18 protein-coding genes and 1 riboswitch are annotated in these 19,978 nt (G+C 71.9%); of the genes, 9 read left to right on the forward strand and 9 right to left on the reverse strand.

Going from position 1 to position 19,978, the window contains the following annotated elements; translation table 11 throughout:
- Window positions 1-103 precede the first annotated feature (103 nt).
- Window positions 104-3,166, forward strand: a complete 3,063-nt coding sequence (locus QSK37_RS16765; protein ID WP_285621628.1) for a glycosyltransferase family 9 protein — start codon at window positions 104-106, stop codon at window positions 3,164-3,166.
- Here QSK37_RS16765 and QSK37_RS16770 read toward each other — a convergent pair.
- Entirely contained in the window at window positions 3,163-4,110 is a 948-nt protein-coding gene (locus tag QSK37_RS16770) for a LysR family transcriptional regulator (protein WP_285621630.1), read from the reverse strand. The genes QSK37_RS16765 and QSK37_RS16770 overlap by 4 nt on opposite strands.
- Before the next feature lie 110 nt (window positions 4,111-4,220).
- Between QSK37_RS16770 and dnaE the strand changes: the two genes are divergently transcribed.
- Window positions 4,221-7,775, forward strand: coding sequence for a DNA polymerase III subunit alpha (gene dnaE / locus QSK37_RS16775; RefSeq protein ID WP_285621632.1), 3,555 nt, complete (start codon window positions 4,221-4,223; stop codon window positions 7,773-7,775).
- A 5-nt stretch (window positions 7,776-7,780) separates the two neighbouring features.
- Window positions 7,781-8,074 (forward strand): DUF6300 family protein, encoded by a 294-nt coding sequence (locus QSK37_RS16780; protein WP_285621634.1) that lies wholly within the window; start codon window positions 7,781-7,783, stop codon window positions 8,072-8,074.
- A gap of 28 nt (window positions 8,075-8,102) precedes the next feature.
- Here QSK37_RS16780 and QSK37_RS51740 read toward each other — a convergent pair whose 3' ends face one another.
- Window positions 8,103-8,192, reverse strand: a complete 90-nt coding sequence (locus tag QSK37_RS51740) for a hypothetical protein (RefSeq protein ID WP_432705568.1) — start codon at window positions 8,190-8,192, stop codon at window positions 8,103-8,105.
- A gap of 83 nt (window positions 8,193-8,275) precedes the next feature.
- On the opposite strand from QSK37_RS51740, the gene QSK37_RS16785 reads away from it, so the two are divergent.
- The 3 genes from QSK37_RS16785 to QSK37_RS16795 are packed head-to-tail and all read left to right on the forward strand — an operon-like array spanning window position 8,276 to window position 9,833.
- The gene (locus QSK37_RS16785) at window positions 8,276-8,719 is read left to right on the forward strand and encodes a hypothetical protein (RefSeq protein ID WP_285621637.1); all 444 of its coding nucleotides are present in this window, start codon (window positions 8,276-8,278) and stop codon (window positions 8,717-8,719) included.
- 39 nt (window positions 8,720-8,758) lie between these two features.
- The gene (locus QSK37_RS16790) at window positions 8,759-9,259 is read left to right on the forward strand and encodes a GNAT family N-acetyltransferase (RefSeq protein ID WP_285621638.1); all 501 of its coding nucleotides are present in this window, start codon (window positions 8,759-8,761) and stop codon (window positions 9,257-9,259) included.
- A 40-nt stretch (window positions 9,260-9,299) separates the two neighbouring features.
- The gene (locus QSK37_RS16795; protein WP_285621640.1) at window positions 9,300-9,833 is read left to right on the forward strand and encodes a pyridoxamine 5'-phosphate oxidase family protein; all 534 of its coding nucleotides are present in this window, start codon (window positions 9,300-9,302) and stop codon (window positions 9,831-9,833) included.
- Window positions 9,834-10,065: 232 nt separating this feature from the next.
- Here the strand turns inward: QSK37_RS16795 and QSK37_RS16800 are convergent, their stop codons facing one another.
- From QSK37_RS16800 to QSK37_RS16820, 5 genes are all read right to left on the reverse strand, one after another.
- A complete protein-coding gene (locus QSK37_RS16800) occupies window positions 10,066-11,067 on the reverse strand; it encodes a hypothetical protein (RefSeq protein ID WP_285621643.1) in 1,002 nt (333 codons plus the stop codon).
- A 146-nt stretch (window positions 11,068-11,213) separates the two neighbouring features.
- Window positions 11,214-12,071, reverse strand: a complete 858-nt coding sequence (locus QSK37_RS16805; RefSeq protein WP_285621646.1) for an NmrA family NAD(P)-binding protein — start codon at window positions 12,069-12,071, stop codon at window positions 11,214-11,216.
- A gap of 98 nt (window positions 12,072-12,169) precedes the next feature.
- Window positions 12,170-12,769 (reverse strand): TetR/AcrR family transcriptional regulator, encoded by a 600-nt coding sequence (locus QSK37_RS16810; protein WP_285621649.1) that lies wholly within the window; start codon window positions 12,767-12,769, stop codon window positions 12,170-12,172.
- Window positions 12,770-12,856: 87 nt separating this feature from the next.
- The gene (locus QSK37_RS16815; protein WP_285621652.1) at window positions 12,857-13,171 is read right to left on the reverse strand and encodes a DMT family transporter; all 315 of its coding nucleotides are present in this window, start codon (window positions 13,169-13,171) and stop codon (window positions 12,857-12,859) included.
- A 12-nt stretch (window positions 13,172-13,183) separates the two neighbouring features.
- A riboswitch (guanidine-III (ykkC-III) riboswitch) is annotated at window positions 13,184-13,247 on the reverse strand.
- A gap of 41 nt (window positions 13,248-13,288) precedes the next feature.
- Window positions 13,289-14,173 carry an SGNH/GDSL hydrolase family protein gene (locus QSK37_RS16820; protein WP_285621655.1) on the reverse strand — a complete coding sequence of 295 codons (885 nt, stop codon included), beginning with the start codon at window positions 14,171-14,173 and terminating at the stop codon, window positions 13,289-13,291.
- A 98-nt stretch (window positions 14,174-14,271) separates the two neighbouring features.
- On the opposite strand from QSK37_RS16820, the gene QSK37_RS16825 reads away from it, so the two are divergent.
- Both QSK37_RS16825 and QSK37_RS16830 read left to right on the forward strand, forming a co-directional pair.
- A complete protein-coding gene (locus QSK37_RS16825; RefSeq protein ID WP_285621657.1) occupies window positions 14,272-15,498 on the forward strand; it encodes a PucR family transcriptional regulator in 1,227 nt (408 codons plus the stop codon).
- Window positions 15,499-15,608: 110 nt separating this feature from the next.
- On the forward strand, window positions 15,609-17,612 hold the full coding sequence (locus tag QSK37_RS16830; protein ID WP_285621660.1) for a WD40 repeat domain-containing serine/threonine protein kinase: 2,004 nt from the start codon (window positions 15,609-15,611) through the stop codon (window positions 17,610-17,612).
- Here QSK37_RS16830 and QSK37_RS16835 read toward each other — a convergent pair.
- Complete coding sequence (locus QSK37_RS16835; RefSeq protein WP_285621662.1) at window positions 17,605-18,003, reverse strand: SLAC1 family transporter; 399 nt, start codon at window positions 18,001-18,003, stop codon at window positions 17,605-17,607. The genes QSK37_RS16830 and QSK37_RS16835 overlap by 8 nt on opposite strands.
- Between QSK37_RS16835 and QSK37_RS16840 the strand changes: the two genes are divergently transcribed.
- A complete protein-coding gene (locus QSK37_RS16840; protein WP_285621665.1) occupies window positions 17,957-18,352 on the forward strand; it encodes a CBS domain-containing protein in 396 nt (131 codons plus the stop codon). The two genes, QSK37_RS16835 and QSK37_RS16840, sit on opposite strands and share 47 nt — an antisense overlap.
- Before the next feature lie 128 nt (window positions 18,353-18,480).
- Here the strand turns inward: QSK37_RS16840 and QSK37_RS16845 are convergent, their stop codons facing one another.
- Window positions 18,481-19,953 carry a hypothetical protein gene (locus tag QSK37_RS16845; RefSeq protein ID WP_285621668.1) on the reverse strand — a complete coding sequence of 491 codons (1,473 nt, stop codon included), beginning with the start codon at window positions 19,951-19,953 and terminating at the stop codon, window positions 18,481-18,483.
- Window positions 19,954-19,978: the final 25 nt, after the last annotated feature.

Genomic DNA, 19,978 nt, shown 5'->3' on the forward strand with positions numbered 1-19,978 from the left:
ATCCGCACGCTCGTAGGAAGGAAAGGGGCGGCGCCGTGGGGACGGCGTCGCCTGGCCGGGCGGGGATTCCCGGCCTTTCGGGGATCGCAGGGGGAGTTCGGTGGTGGCTGCCACTTCCGAGTATGTGGAGATTCATCCGGGGCGGATCGCGACGGCCGCGGCGGGCATCGATGACGCGGGCGGGGAACTGTCGGCGGCTCTGCTCGACCTGATCCGGGCGCTGAACCGGTCGGGAGCCCCGTGGGGCGACGACGACCTGGGCCGCGCGTTCTTCGACGGGGCCCCGGGCTCGATCGGTTTCCGCCAGGCGCGCGACGAGTTGCTGGACGGAACGGCGCAGCTCGCGCTGGCCCTGAGAGGTCACGCCGTACGAGCGGTACGCATGGCCCGGACCTGGGCGGGAGCCGAGTCCGGGGACCATCCGCGGTTCCGGTTGAACACCACCGGCGGGAGCCCGGCCCTGGACGCCCTGCGCCGGGTGGCGGGACCGGAGACGGACACGCTCGTCCGGAAGGATCCCCCGCCGCCCTGGTACGAGGAGATCGAACCGCTCCTGGAGGAGATGGTCGCCGGCTGCCGCAGACCGGCCGGGGACGCGGCCGGGATGGCGTCGGTGGCCCGGACGTTCGACCGCATGGCCGACGCCGTCGACGAGGTGACCGGGACGGCGGGCGACCATGCGCGGAGGATCTCCGCGGACAACGCCGGGCGCGAGATCGAGGCGTTCGGCGAATCATTCGCGCGGCTGTCCCGCAACGGCGGCGGATTCCTGGAGGACGCCGCCGCGGCGTACCGCGGGCTCGCCGGTTACTGCCGGTACATGGGAACCGAGATAGCCGCCGCCGAAAGCCAGTTCGCAACGTCCATCTCCTACCTGGCCGCGCTCTGGGCGGTCGTCCGGCTGGTCGCCGCGACACCCCAGGGCCCGGTCTACCTGGTCACCGCCGTGGCCGAGACCAGGACGGTGGGGGTGCGGCTGCTGGCGGTGCTTCGCGGCGCGGAGGCCCGCGCGGCGGCCGCGGGGGTGAGCTACGTCGGCGGCCTCGACCTGGTACGTCAGCTCACCCGGATCGACTACGGACTGCAGGACCGCCTGGACTGGGCGGCCCTCGGGAAGGCCGCGGGCCTGGGCGCCTTCGCCGGCGGGGCCACCGGCGTGATCTACCGGTTGCTGAGCCGGGCCGCGGTGAACGGCGGCACCCTGTCCGCGCTGCTGACCGGCACGGTGCCGGGTCGCCTGGTCACCCATGCCGGAGTGGGCGGCGCCGTCAACATCGCCACCGACGTCGCCGGAAACGCGATCGAGCACGACGGCACGGTGCACTGGGACGAGATCGCCTGGGGCAAGGACCTGCTGATGGGCGTCGGCATGGGCATCCACGCCGAGGCCGTGCACGCCTTGAGGAGCGGCGAGCGCGTCATCCCCGCCGAGCTGGGTGTGCACGACCACGATCTGCCCGCCGCCGGCCCCGAGACGGACCTCGCCGGCGCGGACCGAGCGGCTCGCCCGGAAGATCCTCTGCCGAAGGTCGTCGACGGCACGGTGCTGAACGTCCGCGACACGGTCTCCTCTCCGGCCGGAAAGGACGGCCCGGAGCACCTCACGATCTCGCCACCGCCACGGCCGGACGCCGGCCGCGCCGGACCGGCGCCGCGCCGGGAGACCGGTGCCGGGCCCAGGACGCCGTACGACGCCATTGAGGCTCCCCGCGAAGACGCCGCCGAAAAGAGCCCGGACACCGGCGCGGGAACACGCATCGCGGCCGAACCCGCCGAGCCGCGGGAACGGACCCTCACCGGGCGACCCGCGGCCGAGGTCCGGCCCGGGACGGGTCCCGCCCTCGCGGAGCACGCCGGCTCCCGTATCGCCGCACTGCTCAACGGTCACCCGCACGCGCCGGGTGACGGCGCGCCGCCGGACGTACCCCGGCACGGGGCCGAGGTGGCCACCGCGCATCCGGCCGCTCCGGACGGCGTCCGGGTAGCACCGGAGCTCACCATCCGGCCGGACTGCGAGGACTGGGTGGGGTACAAGCCGTGCGGGGTGCAGCGGGAGCTCGGGCTGGCCGACTGCGGGGGCTGCGCCCATCACCGGCCGGCTCCCGCCGTTCTCGACCTGTCGCACCAGCGCCCCTACGATCCCGCCGAGCTCGCGCACGCGCGTCGTGTCGGCGTGGTGGAGATGGGCGGACTCGGCAGCCACGTGCGGACGAGCGCCGTCGTCAAGGCGCTGCGCGAGGTCAATCCGCGGGCCGAGGTGCTCTGGTTCACCCATCGGCGCGGCGCCGAGGTGGTGGGCCACATCCCCGGCGTGCGGCCGGTCGACATCGAGACCGGCGGCGTCCCGCACGACGTCGTGCGCGGCCTCGACGTCGTGCTCAACTTCGAGACCGGCGACGCCGCTCGGGAGATCGTACGGACGGCGCGTAGCGTCGGCGGGCTCACGCTCAACGCGCAGGACCGGTTCCAGCCGGCGTCGGAGCACGCGTACCACCTCCAGCGGCTGCAGATCCACGACGCGTGGCGCCGGAACAACACGGCGACGATGCAGCGGATCCTGCTGGAGACCGTCGGGCTGGACCACGCCACGCCCCGCTACGACCTCGTCCTCGCCGATGAGGCCGTCGGCGCCGCGCGGGCCCGCCTGGACGGGCTGTTCGGCGAGCACGACCGCGACCTGGTCGCGCTGAACATCGGGTCGAGCCTCAAGGGCCGCCTCAAGCGCTGGACCCCGCAGGCGTGGGCGGACCTGGCCGCCGGCCTGGCCGCCGACGACGCCGCGGTGGTCGTCCTGGCCGGCCCCGAGGACCACGACATCCGCGACCAGGTCGCGTCGCTGCTCGCCGGGAATCCGTCACCGTGGATCAGGCTCGTCGACGACATGGACGTCGGCGAGTTCATGGCGATCCTCGGCGCGGCCGACGTCGTGGTGACCGCCGACAGTCTCGCGCTGCACGCGGCGGCGGCCCAGAGCCGTCCGCTGGTGGCTCTGGCCGGCCCGATGCCGCACCGGGAGCTGGAACTCGCCGAGACCGACCGGATGGTGGGGCCCCGGCTCGGCTGTTCCCCGTGCTACCTGCGCTGCCACCGGCGGATCCAGGGCGAGTGCATGACCCTGATCGGGGTGGCCGAGGTACTCGCTCACGTACGCGACCTGCGGCCCTAGCCGGCGAAGGCGGCGCGGTCGGGGGCGGGGAGCCACTGGTGCCGCGGGTCCAGCGGCACGTGGTGGGCCGCGACGTGGCGGGTGAGCAGCTCCAGGGCCGGGTGCCGGTTGTGGCGGTGCCGGAGCAGCAAGAACGGGTAGACGGGCACGGGGTCGACGACGGGGAGCCGGACGGCGTCCGGGTGCCAGGGCACCCGCGTCCCCTCGCCGATGAAGCTCGCCCCCCGGCCGGAGACGACCTCCGCGACGAAGTGCTCCCAGCCGAAGTCCGGTCCGGAGGTGTCCATCCGGATGCCGAAATCGGCGCCGAGGAAGTCGTAGTACTCGGCCCACTCGCTCCCGGCGACGTTGCCGGGCATCCAGACGGTGGTGCCGGACAGCCGCGCGATCTCCACCCGGGTCAGGCCGGCGAGCGGGTGGTCGCGGCCGACGAGGAGGTGCAGCGGCTCCAGGTACACCGGCGCGGCCACGAGCTCCTCCTCCAGCCCCGCGCCCACCCGGCAGAAGGCGGCGTCCACCGATCCGCGGATGAGCGCCTCGCGCGCCGACCTGAACCCGTTGGACGTGATGATCTGGATGTCCACGTCCTCGGCCGTGTCGTGGAACGCCCGGATCAGGTCGATGGAGGCCAGCCGGGTGTCGAGGACGTCGACCCGGAGCGCGCGGCGCCGGCCGTGCAGCATCTCGAGTGCCTGGTCGGCGATGTTGACGAGGGCGCGCGCGTGGGGAAGGAACGCCGTGCCGGTCTCGGTGAGGTGGGCCCCGGTGCGCGAGCGCGCGAACAGCCGGACGCCGAGGTCGGATTCGAGCTTGGCGATGCGCTTGGAGATGGCCTGCTGGCTGATCCCCAGCCGGGCCGCGGCCTCACTGAAGTAACGGTCCTCGGTGACGGTGACGAAGGCGCGGACCGCGGCAAGATCCAGGTCCGCCCCACCCTGCCCCACAACCGATGGTTGTGAAAGATCGGCGTGTCGATTGTTGGACAACTGCGCCAGCCCTCGGGTCGAATGCTCGGGTTCGCGAGTGAGCCTACAACCAGGGGGCGTGGTCGCCGGTGCGATCCTTCGTGCACCTCCACGTGCACACCGAGTACAGCATGCTCGACGGCGCCGCCAAGGTCGGGCTGTTGATGGACGAGGTGGCGCGGCGGGGAATGCCCGCGGTGGCGATGAGCGACCACGGCAACGTGCACGGCGCGTACGAGTTCCACCGGGCGGCGGGCAAGGCGGGGATCAAGCCGATCATCGGCATCGAGAGCTACGTCGCCCCGGCGTCGCGGTACCACCGCGAGCCGGTGTACTACAGCGACAACCTCGCGCTGCGCCGGTCCGATGACCGGACCGGCGAGGGCGGTGACGTCTCCGGCCGCGGCCTGTACACGCACATGACGATGTGGGCCGCCGACGCCGAGGGCCTGCGGAACCTGTTCCGGCTCCAGTCGCGCGCCTGGCTCGAAGGCCACGTGCAGAAGTACCCGCGGATGGACGACGAACTGCTCGCCGAGCACGGCACGGGGATCATCGCCACGACCGGCTGCCCCTCCGGCGCTGTGCAGACCCGGCTCCGGCTCGGCCAGTACGACGAGGCCGTCGCGACCGCCGCCACGTACCGGGACATCTTCGGCAGGGAGAACTACTTCCTGGAGCTGATGGACCACGGGCTCGCCATCGAACGCCGGGTCCGCGACGACCTGCTCCGCCTCGCGAGAGAGCTGAACCTGCCGCCCCTGGCCACCAACGACTCCCACTACGTGACCGAGAACCAGGCGGAGGCGCACGACGCGCTCCTGTGCATCGGCACCGGCAAGCGGCTCGCCGACCAGAACCGGTTCCGGTTCTCCGGGACCGGCTACTTCATCAAGACCGCCGAGGAGATGCGGGCGCTGTGGGACGCGGAGGTCCCCGGCGCGTGCGACAACACGCTTCTCATCGCCGAGCGCGTCGGCGACTACGGCGAGGTGTTCGCGCACCGGGACCTGATGCCGAAGTTCCCGGTCCCCGAGGGCGAGACCGAGTCGTCGTGGCTGCGGAAGGAGACCCTGGAGGGAGCGCGGCGCCGTTACGCGGGCGAGCCGCCGCGGGAGACCCTGGAGCGCATCGACTACGAGCTTTCCGTGATCGACGACATGGGCTTCCCCGGGTACTTCCTCGTCGTCGCCGACATCTGCCGGTACGCCCGCGCGAACGGCATCGGCCTGGGCCCGGGCCGCGGGTCCGCGACCGGGTCGATGGTCGCCTACTGCACGGGCATCACCGAGCTCGACCCGATCGAGCACAAGCTGATCTTCGAACGCTTCCTGAACCCCGAGCGCATCACGATGCCCGACGTCGACCTGGACTTCGACGACCGCCGGCGCGACGAGATGATCGACTACGTCACCGCGAAGTACGGGGACGACCGGGTGTGCCAGATCGTCACCTTCGGCACGATCAAGGCGAAGGCCGCGGTGAAGGACGCCTGCCGCGTGCTCGGCTACCCGTACGCGCTCGGTGACCGGATCACCAAGGCGTTCCCGGCCGCCGTCGGCGGCAAGGAGATCCCGCTGTCCGCCATCCAGGACGAGAAGCACCCGCGCCACGGCGAGGCCGCCGAGCTGCGGAAGATGTACGAGGAGGAGCCCGACGTCAAACGGGTCGTCGACACCGCCATGGGGGTCGAGGGCCTGACCCGCGGCACCGGCATCCACGCCGCGGGCGTGATCCTGTCGTCCGAACCGCTGCTCGACGTGCTCCCCCTGGTGAAGCCGAAACAGGGCGGCCCGGTCATCACCGGGTTCCCCTTCACGCAGGCCGAGGAGATGGGCCTGCTGAAGATGGACTTCCTGGGCCTGCGGAACCTCACCGTCATCGGCGACGCGATCGCGAACGTCAGGGCGAACAAGGGCATCGAGATCGACATCCGTGAGATCCCGCTCGACGACCGGAGGACCTACGAACTGCTGGCGCGCGGCGACACGCTCGGGGTCTTCCAGCTCGACAGCGGCGGGATGCGGGTGCTGCTGCGGCTGATGCGGCCGACGGTGTTCACCGACATCGCCGCGGTCAACGCCCTGTACCGGCCGGGGCCGATGGAGATGAACGCCCACACCAACTACGCGCTCCGCAAGACCGGGAAGCAGAAGGTCGAGCCGATCCACCCCGAGCTGGAGGAGGCCCTCGAACCGATCCTGGGCGACACCTACCACCTGGTGGTCTTCCAGGAGCAGGTCATGGCGATCGCCCAGCAGCTCGCCGGGTACTCCCTGGGCGGCGCCGACATGCTGCGCCGCGCGATGGGCAAGAAGAAGAAAGAGGTTTTGGACGCCGAATGGGGCAAGTTCTCCGCCGGCATGAGCGAACGCGGCTTCTCCGACGAGGCGGTCAAGGCCGTCTGGGACGTGCTCGTCCCGTTCTCCGGGTACGGCTTCAACAAGTCCCACACCGCCGGGTACGGCGTCGTGTCGTACTGGACGGCCTACCTCAAGGCGAACCATCCCGCCGAGTACCTCGCCGCGCTGCTCACCTCGGTCGGCGACGACAAGGACAAGATGGCCGTCTACCTGTCGGACTGCCGCCGCCTCGGCATCAAGGTGCTGCCGCCGGACGTCAACGAGAGCGTGCTGAACTTCGCCGCGGTCGGGAAGGACATCCGCTTCGGGCTCGGCGCGGTCCGCAACGTCGGCGCGGGCGTCGTCGACGCGATCGTCACGACCCGCCGGGAGAAGGGCGGCTACACGTCCTTCGACGACTTCCTGGCCAAGGTCCCGACGGTCGTGTGCAACAAGCGCGTCATCGAGTCGCTGGCCAAGGCCGGCGCGTTCGACGGCCTCGGCCACCGGCGCAAGGCCCTCGTCATGGTGCACGAGCAGGCCATCGACGCGATCATCGACGTCAAGCGCAACGAGGCCAGCGGCCAGGACTCCCTCTTCGGCGCGTTCGAGGAGACCGGTGACGACTCCGCCGCCGCGTTCTCGGTCGCGATCCCGGACGCGGAATGGGACAAGAGCACTCTCCTGGCCTTCGAACGGGAGATGCTCGGCCTGTACGTCTCGTCCCACCCCCTCGACGGCGCCGAGCACGTCCTGGCGGCTCACCGCGACACCACGATCGCCGAGCTCCTGGCCGCCGGCCGTACGGACGGCCACGTACGGGTGGCCGGGATCGTCTCGGGTCTGCAGCGCAAGGTCACCAAACAGGGCAGCCCGTGGGCGATCGTCACGCTCGAGGACCACGACGCCGCGGTGGAGTGCCTGATCTTCCCCAAGACCCACACCCTGTACGGCGAGGCGCTGGCCGAGGACCGTGTGATCTCCGTACGGGGCCGGATCAACGTGCGCGACGAGACGGTGAGCGTCTACGGGGAGGAGATCTCCGTCCTGGACGTCTCCACGGCCGGCGCCGAGCCGCCGGTGGTCATCTCGGTCGAGGAGGCCCGGCTGAACGCGCGGCTCGTCGAGGAGTTCCGGCGCATTCTCGCCACCCATCCGGGCCGGGCGCCGGTCCACATGCGCGTCCACCGGCACGGCGCGAAGAGCGTGCTGGTGGACCTGCCGTTCCAGATCATCCCGGAACCGGCGTTCTACGGCGACGTCAAGGCGCTGCTCGGCGCGGACGCGATCGGCGGGTCATGATCGGAATGTGCCCGCGCTGTCGCGTCGGCGAAGTCCTCGCGATCCTGCGTCTCCCCCACACCTGGACGAACGCGTCCGGAGGCCGGGTCCGCGGCGTCAGCGACGTGCTTCTGTGCGCCCGCTGCGACGCGGACGATCCCGTCATCCGGCACTTCCCCGCCCGCGGGACCGTACGGCCACCGGACGCCGACCGGCTCGCACGGGACCTGCTCCGCTGGATCGACCAGGCCCGGCCGCCGAAGCCGGACGAGAACGCGCTGAAGACCGAAGCCGAGGCCTGGCACCGCGGCGATCTGTGACCGGTCGCCGTTGGTGGGTCCGTCGCCCTCACGCCTCCGGTGAATCCGCGCAGAGCGCCAGCTGGTCGAACACGACCAGGGCCATGCGCGTGGGGTCGTCCGGCGGATGGACCCGCAACGTTCATAGGGCCGGCCGGGTTCATTGGAGAGTGCTACTATCCAAGCTTAGATAGTGGCACTCGCCAATACGAGGAGGACGCGATGCCGACGCTTCGCTGGGCGGTCCCGGACCCGCCTTCGCCGGACACGCAGGTGTACGTCATGGCCTCGCGGTTCGAGGTCCGTTCCCGCAGAGACACCCTGCGGTTCTTCCTGAGGTCGCTGTCCGCGTGGCGCCAGGTGCGGTCGGCGCCGGGAGCCCTGGGCGCGTCCCTCATCGCCCACCCGTCGAAGCGCACCTTCTACACCCTGTCCTGGTGGGTGCACCGCGACGCGCTTTACTCCTACGCGCGTACGGAGCCCCACCGCGGCATCATGACCGCGCTGCGCTCCACCATGAAGACCTCGGCCTTCACCTTCTGGGAGGCGTCGGCGGACCGGCTGCCGATCCCGTGGGAGGAGGCCCACCGCCGCCTCGCCGACCAGACGCGAGCCGACGTCGACCGCCCCATGACCGCGCCGGCAGAGCCCGGTTCCGCCCAGTAGATCCACCGTGTCCCGGTGGCCTACGGGTAGAGTCGCGCGGTGCCTGAACTGGAGCGGCTGCATGCCGGCCATGCCCCGGCGGTCCTGGCCTTCGAGCTGGCGAACCGCGCCTACTTCGCCGCCTCGATCTCTGACCGCGGCGACGAGTTCTACGAGCGGTTCGCCGAGCGGCACAGCGCCTTGCTGGCCGAGCAGCAGGCCGGCATCGGCGCCTTCTACGTGCTCGTCGGCGAGGACGGCACGGTCCTGGGCCGGTTCAACCTGATCTTCACCGAGGACGGCGTCGCCGAACTCGGCTACCGGGTCGCGCAGCACGTCGCCGGCCGCGGTGTGGCGACCGCGACCGTACGGGAGCTGTGCCGGCTGGCGCCGGCGCGGCACGGGCTGCGCACCCTCAGGGCGGCCACCTCCCTCGCCAACACCGCGTCTCAAAGGGTGCTGACCAACGCCGGGTTCGTCCCGGTCGGGCCGGCCGACCCGGCGGAGCTCGGCGGGAAGCCGGGCACCTGGTACCAGCGCGACCTGACAGGCGGCGAGTGACCTTCGCACCCGCCGGACCGGCGCTGGCTACAGTGGCGCGATGCGCGAAACGCCGGAAGAGCTCAACGAGCTTCAAGCCCTGCTCGACGCCTCTCTGTCCCGTTCCACCGCCCACCTCCGCTCGATCATCAACGCCGAACGCACCCTGACCGCGGAGGGGCTCACGCAGGTCCTCACCGGCATGTGCACGCTCGCCCTGTCCACCGTGACGGCGAAGGGCGAGCCACGGATCAGCGGCGCCGACGGGCACTTCCTGCACGGCAGGTGGCACTTCGGCACGGCGCGCAGTGCCGCCAAGGCCCGTCACCTCGCCGCCCGCCCCGCCGCCAGCGTCGCGCACATGCGCGGCGAGGACCTGGGCGTGTTCACACACGGCACGGTGGAGATCCTCAATCCGGAGAACGGCGAGCCGGCCGCGGACTGGCCGGACCTGCTCGCGTACTTCAAGGACTTCTACGGCGACGACGCCTTCGACTGGGACGACGACGTCGTCTTCTACCGGCTGCACCCGCGCTGGATGACCGTCTTCGCCCCCGACGGAGCGTCGTCCGAACTGGAACAGAGGGAGAAGTGAAGCCGATGGGCCTCCGGCTGGCCCGCAGCGCCCCCGAGGCGTACCTGTACATGGCGCGGCAGCCTTGCGAGGCCTGCGGGATGACGGGCTTTCAACCGGAACGGGCCTCGCCCAGGTCCGCGCCGCCCAGCGGAGCTTCTCCGACTGACACGAGCGTCGCGGGGCCTGATCGATGACCTGCGATCCGGCCGGCCGCCCGGCGGACGCTGAACCGACACCGCCGGACGGGGCACTACGGCCAGGTCGGAGGCAGGACGCGGGCGATCTCGGCCAGCGCGTCCCAGGCCCGTCCCAGCTCTTCGGCGGTACGCACGGAGGTCCCGTCGACGGTGCCGAACAGCAGCGATCCCTCGATGCCCAGGGTCCGCAGCCCCCGCTGCCGCAGCAGGGTGAGGGTCTCGCGGTTGAGCAGGCCGCCGGCGAACTCCCGGTCGTCGGACTGCGACGTGTAGTCCTGGTGGAGCCCGCCGGCCGAGTCGACGCGTTCGTACCGCAGCCGAGGCAGGTTCGACGGCAGAGTGAGGACACAGCCCGCCGAACGGGAGCCGTCGGGACCGACGCGGGAGCTGACCGCGATGCACGGAAAGCCGGCCAAGTCACCCTCGACGACACTGCCGACGCCGCCGTCGAGGCTCAGGGCACCACGGAACAGCCGGTCGAAGGCGGGCTCGACACGGCGCCGCAGATCGAGTTCCGAGGGATCGACCTGACGCAGTCCACGGCTCGCGGCGAGCCTGGGCAGCAACTCCGTCCATTCCGGCTCGGCGGCGCGCTCCTGCCGAGCGACGTCGGCGACGCGTTCCCGTCCGGCGCGAGTCTGCGCGGCGTGAGCAGGACCGGCCGGCCCCAAAAGGTCGGCGAGGCGTTCCTCCGCGGCGCGAGTCTGCGCGGCGTGAGCGCGGCCGGCCGCCCCGAAGCGGAGACGGAGGCGATCGGCCGCGGCCTCGGTGTCGGCCAGGAAGATCAGTGCCCCGGCGCCGAACAGCATCAGGACGCCGCCGACCAGTTCGTTTCTGTGGCCCCTGCCGCGCTGCTGGTCGAGCTGCTCATCCGGCGAGTACGTGGCGGTGTGGCCATCGGAGTACACGACGACGCACTGGTCGTCGGACCCCATGGTGTGACCGTGACAGGTCGCCTCGGCGCCGGAGACCTTGGAGTAGCCCACCAGGAACGTGATCAAACCGCCGAGGAGAAGCACCCCGCCGACGACGCCTTGCTTCACACGCCTGTCCACGGCACCTCGTCAGATCGCGGGCGAGCGGGGACCTTGACCCATTACGTCAGGCTAACTGATCATGAATCTCCGCCCGCCTGATACATCAGTTCGTGACCTTGGGCACCGTGAGCACGGCCTCGATGCCCATCCGACGGACGTCCTACTCAGGCGGTGGCACGGTCGGTGAGCAGGTCGCCGACCGTGCGCGGTTCCCTGTCGAGAAGCTCGGCCAGAAGCGGGGCGGCTTCCGCGAAATGGCCACTCCGCGCGGCCTGGAAGAACGACAGCAGCATGCGGGCCATGGACTCGGGTGTGCCGGCCGCGACCTGGTCCGCGATCCACTGCTCGTCATCCACGACGACTCGCTTGATGTCGCGGCCAGTGAGCTCGGAGGCGATCGCGGCGATGTCGTCGAAGGTGACGGCGCGGCGTGCCGTGAGCGTGATGGGACCGTCGAACGAGCGTCGCCCGGTCAGGACGATCGCGGCGGCCTCGGCCTCGTCGGCGCGGTCCGTCCACGAGACGGCGCCGTCGGCCGGCGCGGCGATGACTCCGGTCTGCCGCCATGGGCCGAGCAGCCAGTTGAGGCTGTGGGCGTAGAAACCGTTGCGCAGTGAGGTCCAGGCGACTCCCGAGTTCGCGAGCAGCGCCTCGGTGGCGGCGTGTTCACGCGCCGGGGCGAAAGGGCTGTCGCCGCGCACATTCTGGTGACTGGTGTACAGGATGCGCTGGGCGCCCGCCGCGACCGCGGCCTCGATCGCCATGCGGTGCAGGCCGGCCCCGTCGCCGCCGGGCTCGTTCTGGGACACGAGCAGCACCTGGTCGGCGCCCTCGAACGACTCACGCAACGCGGCCGGTTCGTCGTAGGAGCCACGCCGCACCCGCACCCCCCGGTCGGCGAGGTGCCGTGCCTTGGCGACGTCGCGCACGCTGACGCCGATTTCGTTCGCGGGAATGCGCTTGAGCAGGTGCTCGACGGTGGCGCCGTTGAGGGCGCCGGTCGCGCCCGTGATGACGATCATGATTGCGTCCTCTGGTGTGTCGACGCCTGACACCGGGCCGTGTGGTGAGGCGCCTGGATTCGGTGGTCGCCGGACCGGATGAGAGGTTCTCGCCCCGATCACCGGCGCCGGAGCAGCGGCAGAAGGATGTCGTCGACGACGTGCTCGACGAAGCTCTGATCGCAGGGCTCACCGACGACGATGAGCCGGTGCACGATGAGCGCCGGGGAGATCTCGGCGAACAGCTCGGCCGCTCGGGGCACGAGGTGTTCGCCGCCCTCGACCCCGCTGCGGAACGGGTGTTCGGTCATCGCCGCCTCGTCACGGCGCAGGATCCGCCGCATCTCCGCCGCGAGATCCGGGTCGCCGCGCATGCCGGCGAACAGGGCACCGAGCAGCCCGATCTCCTGTCCGGCGATCTGCTCTGCCAACCATCGCACCGTTTCCAGCAGGGCCTCACGAAGATCGCTTGTCTTGGTGGCGGGCGGGACGCTCGTCACTCGGTGCTCGACCGCCGCCGCCACCAGTGCGGCCTTGCCGGCGTGGCGCCGGTAGACCGTCGGCTTGCCCACCCCGGCCTCGGCCGCGACCGACTCGATGGACAGTTGGTCGTAGCCGACCTCGACCAAGAGTCGCAGCGTCGCGTCGAGGATCGCGGCGTCACGGGCAGCGTCCCGTGGCCTGCCCCGCGCGGGTACGGCTTCGCGCGCACCGGACAAATCACCCTCCCCATTACGAAACGGAACGGGAACGTAATGGAAGGTACTGCCGCAGCGGGGAATCGGTCAACCTCGGACCGGGCGAGGTCAGTTCGTGACCTTCAGACCGACGACGCAGCCGACGATGCCGACGAGGAAGAGGAGCTTCAGCGGCGAGACGGCCTCGGCGCCGGTGAGCATTCCGTAGGCCACCGTGAGCACGGCCCCGATGCCCACCCAGACCGCGTAGGAGGTGCCGACGGGCAGGGCGCGCATCGCGTACGCCAGGCCGGCCATGCTCGCCACGAGCGCGACGGCGAAGACGACGACGGGTGCCGGCTTGGTGAAGCCGTGCGAGCGGTCCAGGGCCGTGGCCCACACCGACTCCAGGACGCCGGACAGCACGAGCACGATCCATGACATGGGGTGCCTCCACCAGTGCCGTCTTGTCGCTGGTCGGGTACGGCACCCCTCGTCCGAGAGCACGGTCGGGCTCGCTCGCAGAGTACCAAGCGGGCCCGGCCGCGCTCCGACGGCCGGTCAGTCCAGGTGGTCGGCGATGATCCGGGCGTAGTTCGCCTCTCCCCGCTGGTTCGGGTGGAGCGGGGCGGCCGGGTTGACCGGCACGTAACCCTCCACCCACTTCGTCGTGGCCGACTGGCAGGCGTCATGGCCGGCGCTCGGGGTCTCCACGTCGACGTACTCGGCGTTGTGGGCCCTGGCCTGGGCCGCGATGACGCCGTTCAGCCGGTGGACGTTGCCCTGCAGGTAGTCGGCGTCCACCGGCAGCACGGGCTGGAGCGGCCAGCAGCCACCCGGCTTGACGTACAGGCCGTAGCCGGTCACCAGCACCCGCGCCTTCGGGGAACGCTGGTGGATCCCGTCCAGCACGGCGGCGATCCGTGGCCCGGCCGCGTCGACGCGCTGGGCGACCTGGTCCACGCCGCCCTCGGTGTACCGCTCCTTGCAGGGGGTCGCGGTCGGATCGAGGTTGACGCAGTCCTCGGCGATGCCGACGAGGCCGGCGTCGTTGCCGCCGATCGTCAGGGTCACCAGGGTGGTGTCCGCGCTCAACGCGTCGAACTGCGGCGGCGCGGTGCCGGTGGACACACCGGCGACGCTGAGGGACTGCGACTCGGTCATGTGCTTCGTCTCGGCCCCGCTGCAGGTGACGTCGTGCAGTTCGGCGCCCAGTTGAGCCGCCAGTTCGTGCGCGTAGTTGTGCGTGGAACGCCCGCAGCCCACATTTCCCGTGATGTTCGGAATGAGCGGCCCGGAGGCCATCGAATCGCCCAGCGCGACGTACTTCGGCGTGGCCGCGGAGGCGGGTGACGCGGCGAGGGCAATGGTCGCGGTCACCGCGGCGGCGGCGCCGAGAGCACCGGTGAGAATGCGACGAACGCCGTGGGCGGGGGGCGAGGACATGGCGGCTCCCGGCAGTCATGGAATGCTTTGCGCTCATCATGCAGACTCACAACGGATCCTTTAACTGGTGAGTAAGGCAGACTTCCGCGGGAGCTTTTGTGACGGATCACAATGAGGGAACTCCGCCGCTGCGCATCGCGGGCCGGCCCGTTGCCGGCTACCTGCGGGCCCGTGTTCCGTCCCTGACCCGGCGGGTGGTCGACCGGCTCCGCGCCGACCTTCCGGTCTACGCCGAACTGCCGGCCGAGGAGGTCACCGGCGATATCGCGGATATCGTCCAGCACAATCTGCGGCTGTTCGCCGATGTCCTCGAACGCCGCGCCGAGGCCGACGACCACCGGTTCGCCGTACAGCGCGATTCGGCGGCGCAGCGGGCCGAGGAGGGTGTGCCTCTGGACGCGATCCTCAGCGCCTACCTTCTCGGCGCTGAAATGGGCTGGAATGAGATTTCGGCCGGGGCGGAACCGTCCGATCTGGCCGATCTGCAGGAGACGCTGACGCATTTGCTGGCATTCCAGCGGAGACTGGTGTCCGAGGTCAGCGCGGCATATCTGGAAACGAGCCAGGTGCTGGACGTCCAGCAGCATCGCGACCGGCATTCGCTGATGGCGGCGCTGCTGGCGGGCGACCCGCCGCCCTCGTATCCGGCCGGCGCGCGGCCGTCGCCGCTCTACGTGGTGATGACGCTCGCGCTGGGCCGCCACCCGGACGAGAGCCGCCCGGGGTCCCGCACCAGGGTCGCCGCCCGACGGAAGATCCGCCGGGTGCAGTCGACGTTCGACCGGTTCGCCGGCGAGCCCGCCCTGACCGCGCTGGACGGCTCAGGGGGCACCGCCCTGCTGCCCGTCGGCGTCCCGCCGGCCTGGGAGGACCTGTGCGCGCTGGTCGCCCGCGCCGCGCGGGCGGCCGACGTGCCCGTCACCGCCGCGGCGTCCGTCGTCGAGCCGGGCGCCGTGCCGGCCGCGGTCGCGCAGAACACCGAGATCGTGGAGCTGGTGACGCGGACCGGCCGGACGCCCGGCCTGTACCGGCTCGCCGACGTGTTGCTCGACTACCAGCTCAGCCGGCCGGGCGAGGCGCTGACCGCCCTCGCCTGCCTCCTACGGCCGCTGGAACCCAAGCCGGAGCTCCTTCAGACGCTGGAGACCTATCTCCAGCAGGACCTCGACCGGCGCCGTACCGCGACCGCACTGCACGTCCACCCCAACACGGTCGACTACCGCATCCGCCGCATCACCCAGCTCATCGGCCTGTCCCCGGCCCGCGCCGCGGACCTGCCCCGCATCAACGCCGCCCTCATCGCACGCCGCTCGATCGACCCCTGACGGCAGGCCGCCGATTCTGCGACAATTTCAGCGACCCGCACATACGCCAATGTTCTTTTGAGGTAGGACACTTGTCGATGAAGCCTTTGCGGAACGGCGATCCTCAGCAGGTGGGGACGTACCGTCTGCTGGGACGGCTGGGCGGCGGCGGGATGGGCCAGGTCTTCCTGGGCCGCTCCCGTGGCGGCCGGCTGGTCGCGGTCAAGGTCGTACGCCCGGAGCTGGCGGACGACGCGGGATTCCGCCGGCGGTTCGCCGAGGAGGTCGCCGCGGCCCGCAGGGTCGGCGGCTTCTACACCGCCCAGGTGGTCGACGCCGATCCCGCCGCCGATCCGCCGTGGCTGGTCACGGCCTTCATCTCCGGCCCGTCGCTCCAGCAGGCCGTCCAGACGTTCGGGCCGCTCCCGGCGCACGCCGTCGGTGTTCTGGGGGCGGGTCTGGCGGAGGGACTCACCGCGATCCACGCGGCGGGCCTGGTGCACCGCGACCTCAAGCCGGCCAACATCGTCATCGCCGCCGACGGCCCTCGCGTCATCGACTTCGGCATCGCCCGCGCCCTGGACGCCACTCACGCCTCCACCGCGGTGGTCGGCACGCCGGGATTCATGTCGCCCGAGCAGGCCCGGGGACATCAGGTGGGGCCGGCGAGCGACGTGTTCGCGCTGGGTTCGGTGCTCACGTTCGCCGCGACCGGACGCGGCCCCTTCGGCACGGGCACGGTCGAAGGGATCGTGTACCGCGTCGTCCACGACGATCCCGACCTCAGCGGGATCCCCGCCCACCTCACCGAGATGATCGCCGCCTGCCTGGCCAAGGACCCCACGAGACGGCCTGGTCTCCCCCTGATCCTGGACCGGCTCGCGGCCCCCACGGGAGCGGACGGCGCCTGGCTCCCGCCCGCCGTGACCGCGTTGATCGGCGAGTACGACCGTGAGCTCGCGGACCATACTCGTACGTCGAGCTCGGAGAGACCGCCGACCGCACGCGCGCGCCCGTGGCGTCCGAACCGCCGCGACGTCATCGTGGCCGGGCTGGGCGCCGCCGCCGTCGCGGCCGCCCCCGCCGCGTTCCTGCTGCACTCGTCCCGGGGGCACGCGAGCGACCATCCGGCTCCCACACCGGGCAGGTCCGGGCACGTCCTCCGCCCCGGACCGCCCGTGACGCTCCACGACGGGGCGGTGTGGTCGGTGACGTTCAGCCGGGACGGCCGGACCCTGGCCAGTACGGGCGAGGACGGTAAGGCGAGGCTGTGGGACGTGACCACGAGGAGCCCGGCCAAGACCTTCACCCATCAGGTCGTCAACCCCTGGCCGAAGCCGCTGGATCAGGTCACCGGCTACAACCCCAGATTCACCTTCACCCTGTCGGCGGCGTTCAACCCGGACGGGACCCGCCTGGCGGTCGCCAACGGCGACGGGACGATCGACCTGTGGGACCTCGCCACGGGCAACGCCACCACTCTCCCCTACCTCGAAAAGTCCGAGGAGTGGAACACGGCGGTCGCCATTGTGGCGTTCGACCGCACCGGCGGGACGCTGGCCGCCACCTACGACGGCGCGGGCGTCCGACTGTGGGACGTGAGCGCGCGCAAGAGCGAGGCCACGCTGACCACCGGCCCCGACTACTGGGTCCAGTCCCTGGCGTTCAGCCCCTCCGGCGACCTGCTGGCGACCGCGAGCGGCAACGGCAATCCGGGGAACACCGCCGAGGACGGGCTGCTCCAGCTGTGGGATTCGTCCTCCCACACGAAGATCGCCACCCTCAGCGACGCCAACACCGACGTGAACTCCCTGGCGTTCAGCCCGGACGGCAGGACGCTGGCGAACCTCCGGAACGACGGACTGCTCCAGCTGTGGGACGTCACGCGCCGCTCACCCACCCGCGCCCTCACCACCCCCGGTTCCGACGCGACCTGCGTCGCGTTCGGCCCGGACGGCATCCTGGCGAGTGGTTTCGACGACGGCACCGTCAGGCTGTGGGACGTCACCCGTCGCGAGAGCGCGACCGTTCTCCGCTCCGGCGCCCAGGACCGGATCAGCTGTGTCGCCGTCGGCCCGGACGGCAGGACCGTCGCCGCCGGAGGACCGAAGCTCACCATGTGGACGATCAAGTAGAGGGCCGGTCGTGGCCGCCGGCGATGTTCTGTACGTGCCGGAGTGTCCCGGCCGCCACGACCAGCCAGACGGCGAGGGCCGGCCAGGACACGGCGCGCCCGAGGTCCCACACCACCTCCAGATGGAAGACGCGGGACATCCGCAGGCTGACCAGGCCCGCCATGCCGAGGGGGAAGACGGTCGACCAGCGCCGCATGTCGAACCGCGGCCGTGGCCAGATCAACTCCGAGGCCGCGAGCGGCACACAGGCCGCGACGGCCTCCCAGGCCAGACATATCGTCACCAGGCGTACGACGGTCCGCGCCCCGTCCGGTGCGCCGAGCGGGCCCGAGGCGTCCAGCAGCGTGTACTCCACCGACCCGCTGGAGGCGTTCTCCGCCGCCGACGTCATGACCACCGAACCGACGGGGCTGGGTCCCGGCCAGAGCGTCCAGGAGGCGCTGCGTCACATCGCCGCGGCGGACGGCGGCGGCCAGCACCTGTACCCGGTGACCGGAACGGACGGACGGCTGCTCGGCGTTCTCCCCCACGCCCGCCAGACCGGCGACGCGCGGCGTGCCGCCGTCGACACGCTGCTGGAGTCGGACGCGCTGTCCGTGCGCGACGACGACACCCTGCGGCACGTCGCGTACGTCCTCGCCGAACACGACGTCACCCAGGTGCCCGTCACCGCGGCCGACGGCACCGTCAGCGGCCTGATCGCGCTCCCGACCTCCTGCACGCACGTCTGCACGACCTGACCGAGGAGCACCACCGGCAACGCCTGCTGCCGGTACGGCCCAGCCCCCGCCGCCCGGCGGACCGTCACGAGGGACGGCGGGACACCCGCGCACCGGGCCGCGGCACCGGCGAACGGAACCGGCCCCGGTCACGACAGCGCGGCGCGCCGTGAGGTGATGCCCAGGTGCCAGCGCAGCCGGCGGGTCTCCTCGGTCCCGAGCAAAGGCTCGGCGGCGTCGATCAGCGAGCCGAGCCGCCGCAGCACCTCCCGCGCCGGCGGGCGGTAGGCGGTCGCGGCGTCGCCGCGCGACCAGGCGACCAGATCGGCGCGCGCCCGGTCGCCGAGGTCGGCGTCGCGGGCGGCGAGGAGTTCGAGGTCGACCTGGACGCGGGTCCAGGTGTCGGATACGCGCAGCAGTTCATAGGCCCCAAGCCGTACGTGGCGGGGCGAGCCGGTGGCCAGCAGTTCCCGTAGGCGGGCGGGCGGCGCGGTGCCGGGCTCCTCCCGCAACGCCGCCCGGACGGCGCGGACGACCACCGGCGCCGGGTCTGCGAGCATTTCCGCGATGCGGGCCGGTGATCCGCCCAGGCGGCGGACGGCCCGTACCGCGGCGGCCCGGACCCGGGGACTCGGGTGCTCCAGAAAGGGCGACAGCACGTCGAGGTCGGGCAGCGTGCCGCACTCCCCCAGCCCGCCGACCAGTGCGCGGACCCGGCCCGCCGCCGGGTCCGCCGTCAGGGCCCGGCGGTAGAGGGCCGCGGGGGTACCGCCCGCGCGCCGGACCGCCCACTGCGCGGTGGCCCGCATGAGCGCCGACCGGTCCGCGAGGTGAGCCGCACCGGCCTCGGGACGGCCGAGCCTCACCAGGCCGGTGAGCGCCTCCACCCTGACCTTCGCGGTCCCCTCCTCCAGCAACCGCGTCAGCACGTCGGGGCGTTCGTCCCGTACGGCGTCGGCCGCGAGCCGCTCGGCGCACCGGAGCCGGGAGACGGGGTCCGGCTCGCACAGGGCGGCGTCCATCACCTCGTGCCGCCGGGCGCGACCCGGTTCGAGCCACAGGCCGTACGCCATGCGCCGGAGCCCGACGTCCCGGTGCGCACGGGCCCGCGCCAGCGTCTCCGCCGGAGCCGAACGCAGCGCCGCCGTCACGAGTTCCAGCGCGTGCCCGCCCCGCGCCCACGCGCCGATCGCCACCGCGACGCCGGCGGCCCGCAGCAACCCGGCCTCGTCCACCGCCCCCGACGTGGCGGCCGTGAACCCTCGTGCCAGGTCACGGACCTCCGGCACCCAGTCGGCGGTCCGCAGCAGCAGTACGGGGAACAGCAGCCCGTCCGCGACGAGTGGCCAGCGCGCCACCGCGGCCTCCCGCCGGTGCCCGTCCGGAGAGCAGGCCGCCACCAGCCACCGCAGCCGCTCGCGCGGCCCCGTCTCGACGACGGTCAGGTCATCGCCGTACGCGAGCCGGTCGGCCCGAAACGCCCGATCGAGTCCGATCCAGGTCTCCGCGCCGGCGTCCGCCAGCGTCGCGACCACCTCATCGACGGAGTCCGTCCCTGCGGCGGCCGCGGCGACACGGTCGGCGAGCGGCCCGCAGCCGGAGGCTTGGAGTTCACGGGGCACTTCGTTCTCCCTGACGGTTTCCGTG

The sequence above is a fragment of the Actinoallomurus iriomotensis genome, assembly GCF_030269445.1.
Taxonomy (GTDB): Bacteria; Actinomycetota; Actinomycetes; order Streptosporangiales; family Streptosporangiaceae; genus Actinoallomurus; species Actinoallomurus iriomotensis.

Bases quoted from the DNA above. Each gene is read 5' to 3' on its own strand.
- QSK37_RS16785 (WP_285621637.1), top strand. From the start codon at position 8,276: ATGCCGACGCTTCGCTGGGCGGTCCCGGACCCGCCTTCGCCGGACACG.
- QSK37_RS16820 (WP_285621655.1), bottom strand. From the start codon at position 14,173: ATGTCCTCGCCCCCCGCCCACGGCGTTCGTCGCATTCTCACCGGTGCT.
- QSK37_RS16805 (WP_285621646.1), bottom strand. From the start codon at position 12,071: ATGATCGTCATCACGGGCGCGACCGGCGCCCTCAACGGCGCCACCGTC.
- QSK37_RS16835 (WP_285621662.1), bottom strand. From the start codon at position 18,003: ATGACGTCGGCGGCGGAGAACGCCTCCAGCGGGTCGGTGGAGTACACG.
- QSK37_RS16815 (WP_285621652.1), bottom strand. From the start codon at position 13,171: ATGTCATGGATCGTGCTCGTGCTGTCCGGCGTCCTGGAGTCGGTGTGG.
- QSK37_RS16795 (WP_285621640.1), top strand. From the start codon at position 9,300: ATGCGCGAAACGCCGGAAGAGCTCAACGAGCTTCAAGCCCTGCTCGAC.
- QSK37_RS16780 (WP_285621634.1), top strand. From the start codon at position 7,781: ATGTGCCCGCGCTGTCGCGTCGGCGAAGTCCTCGCGATCCTGCGTCTC.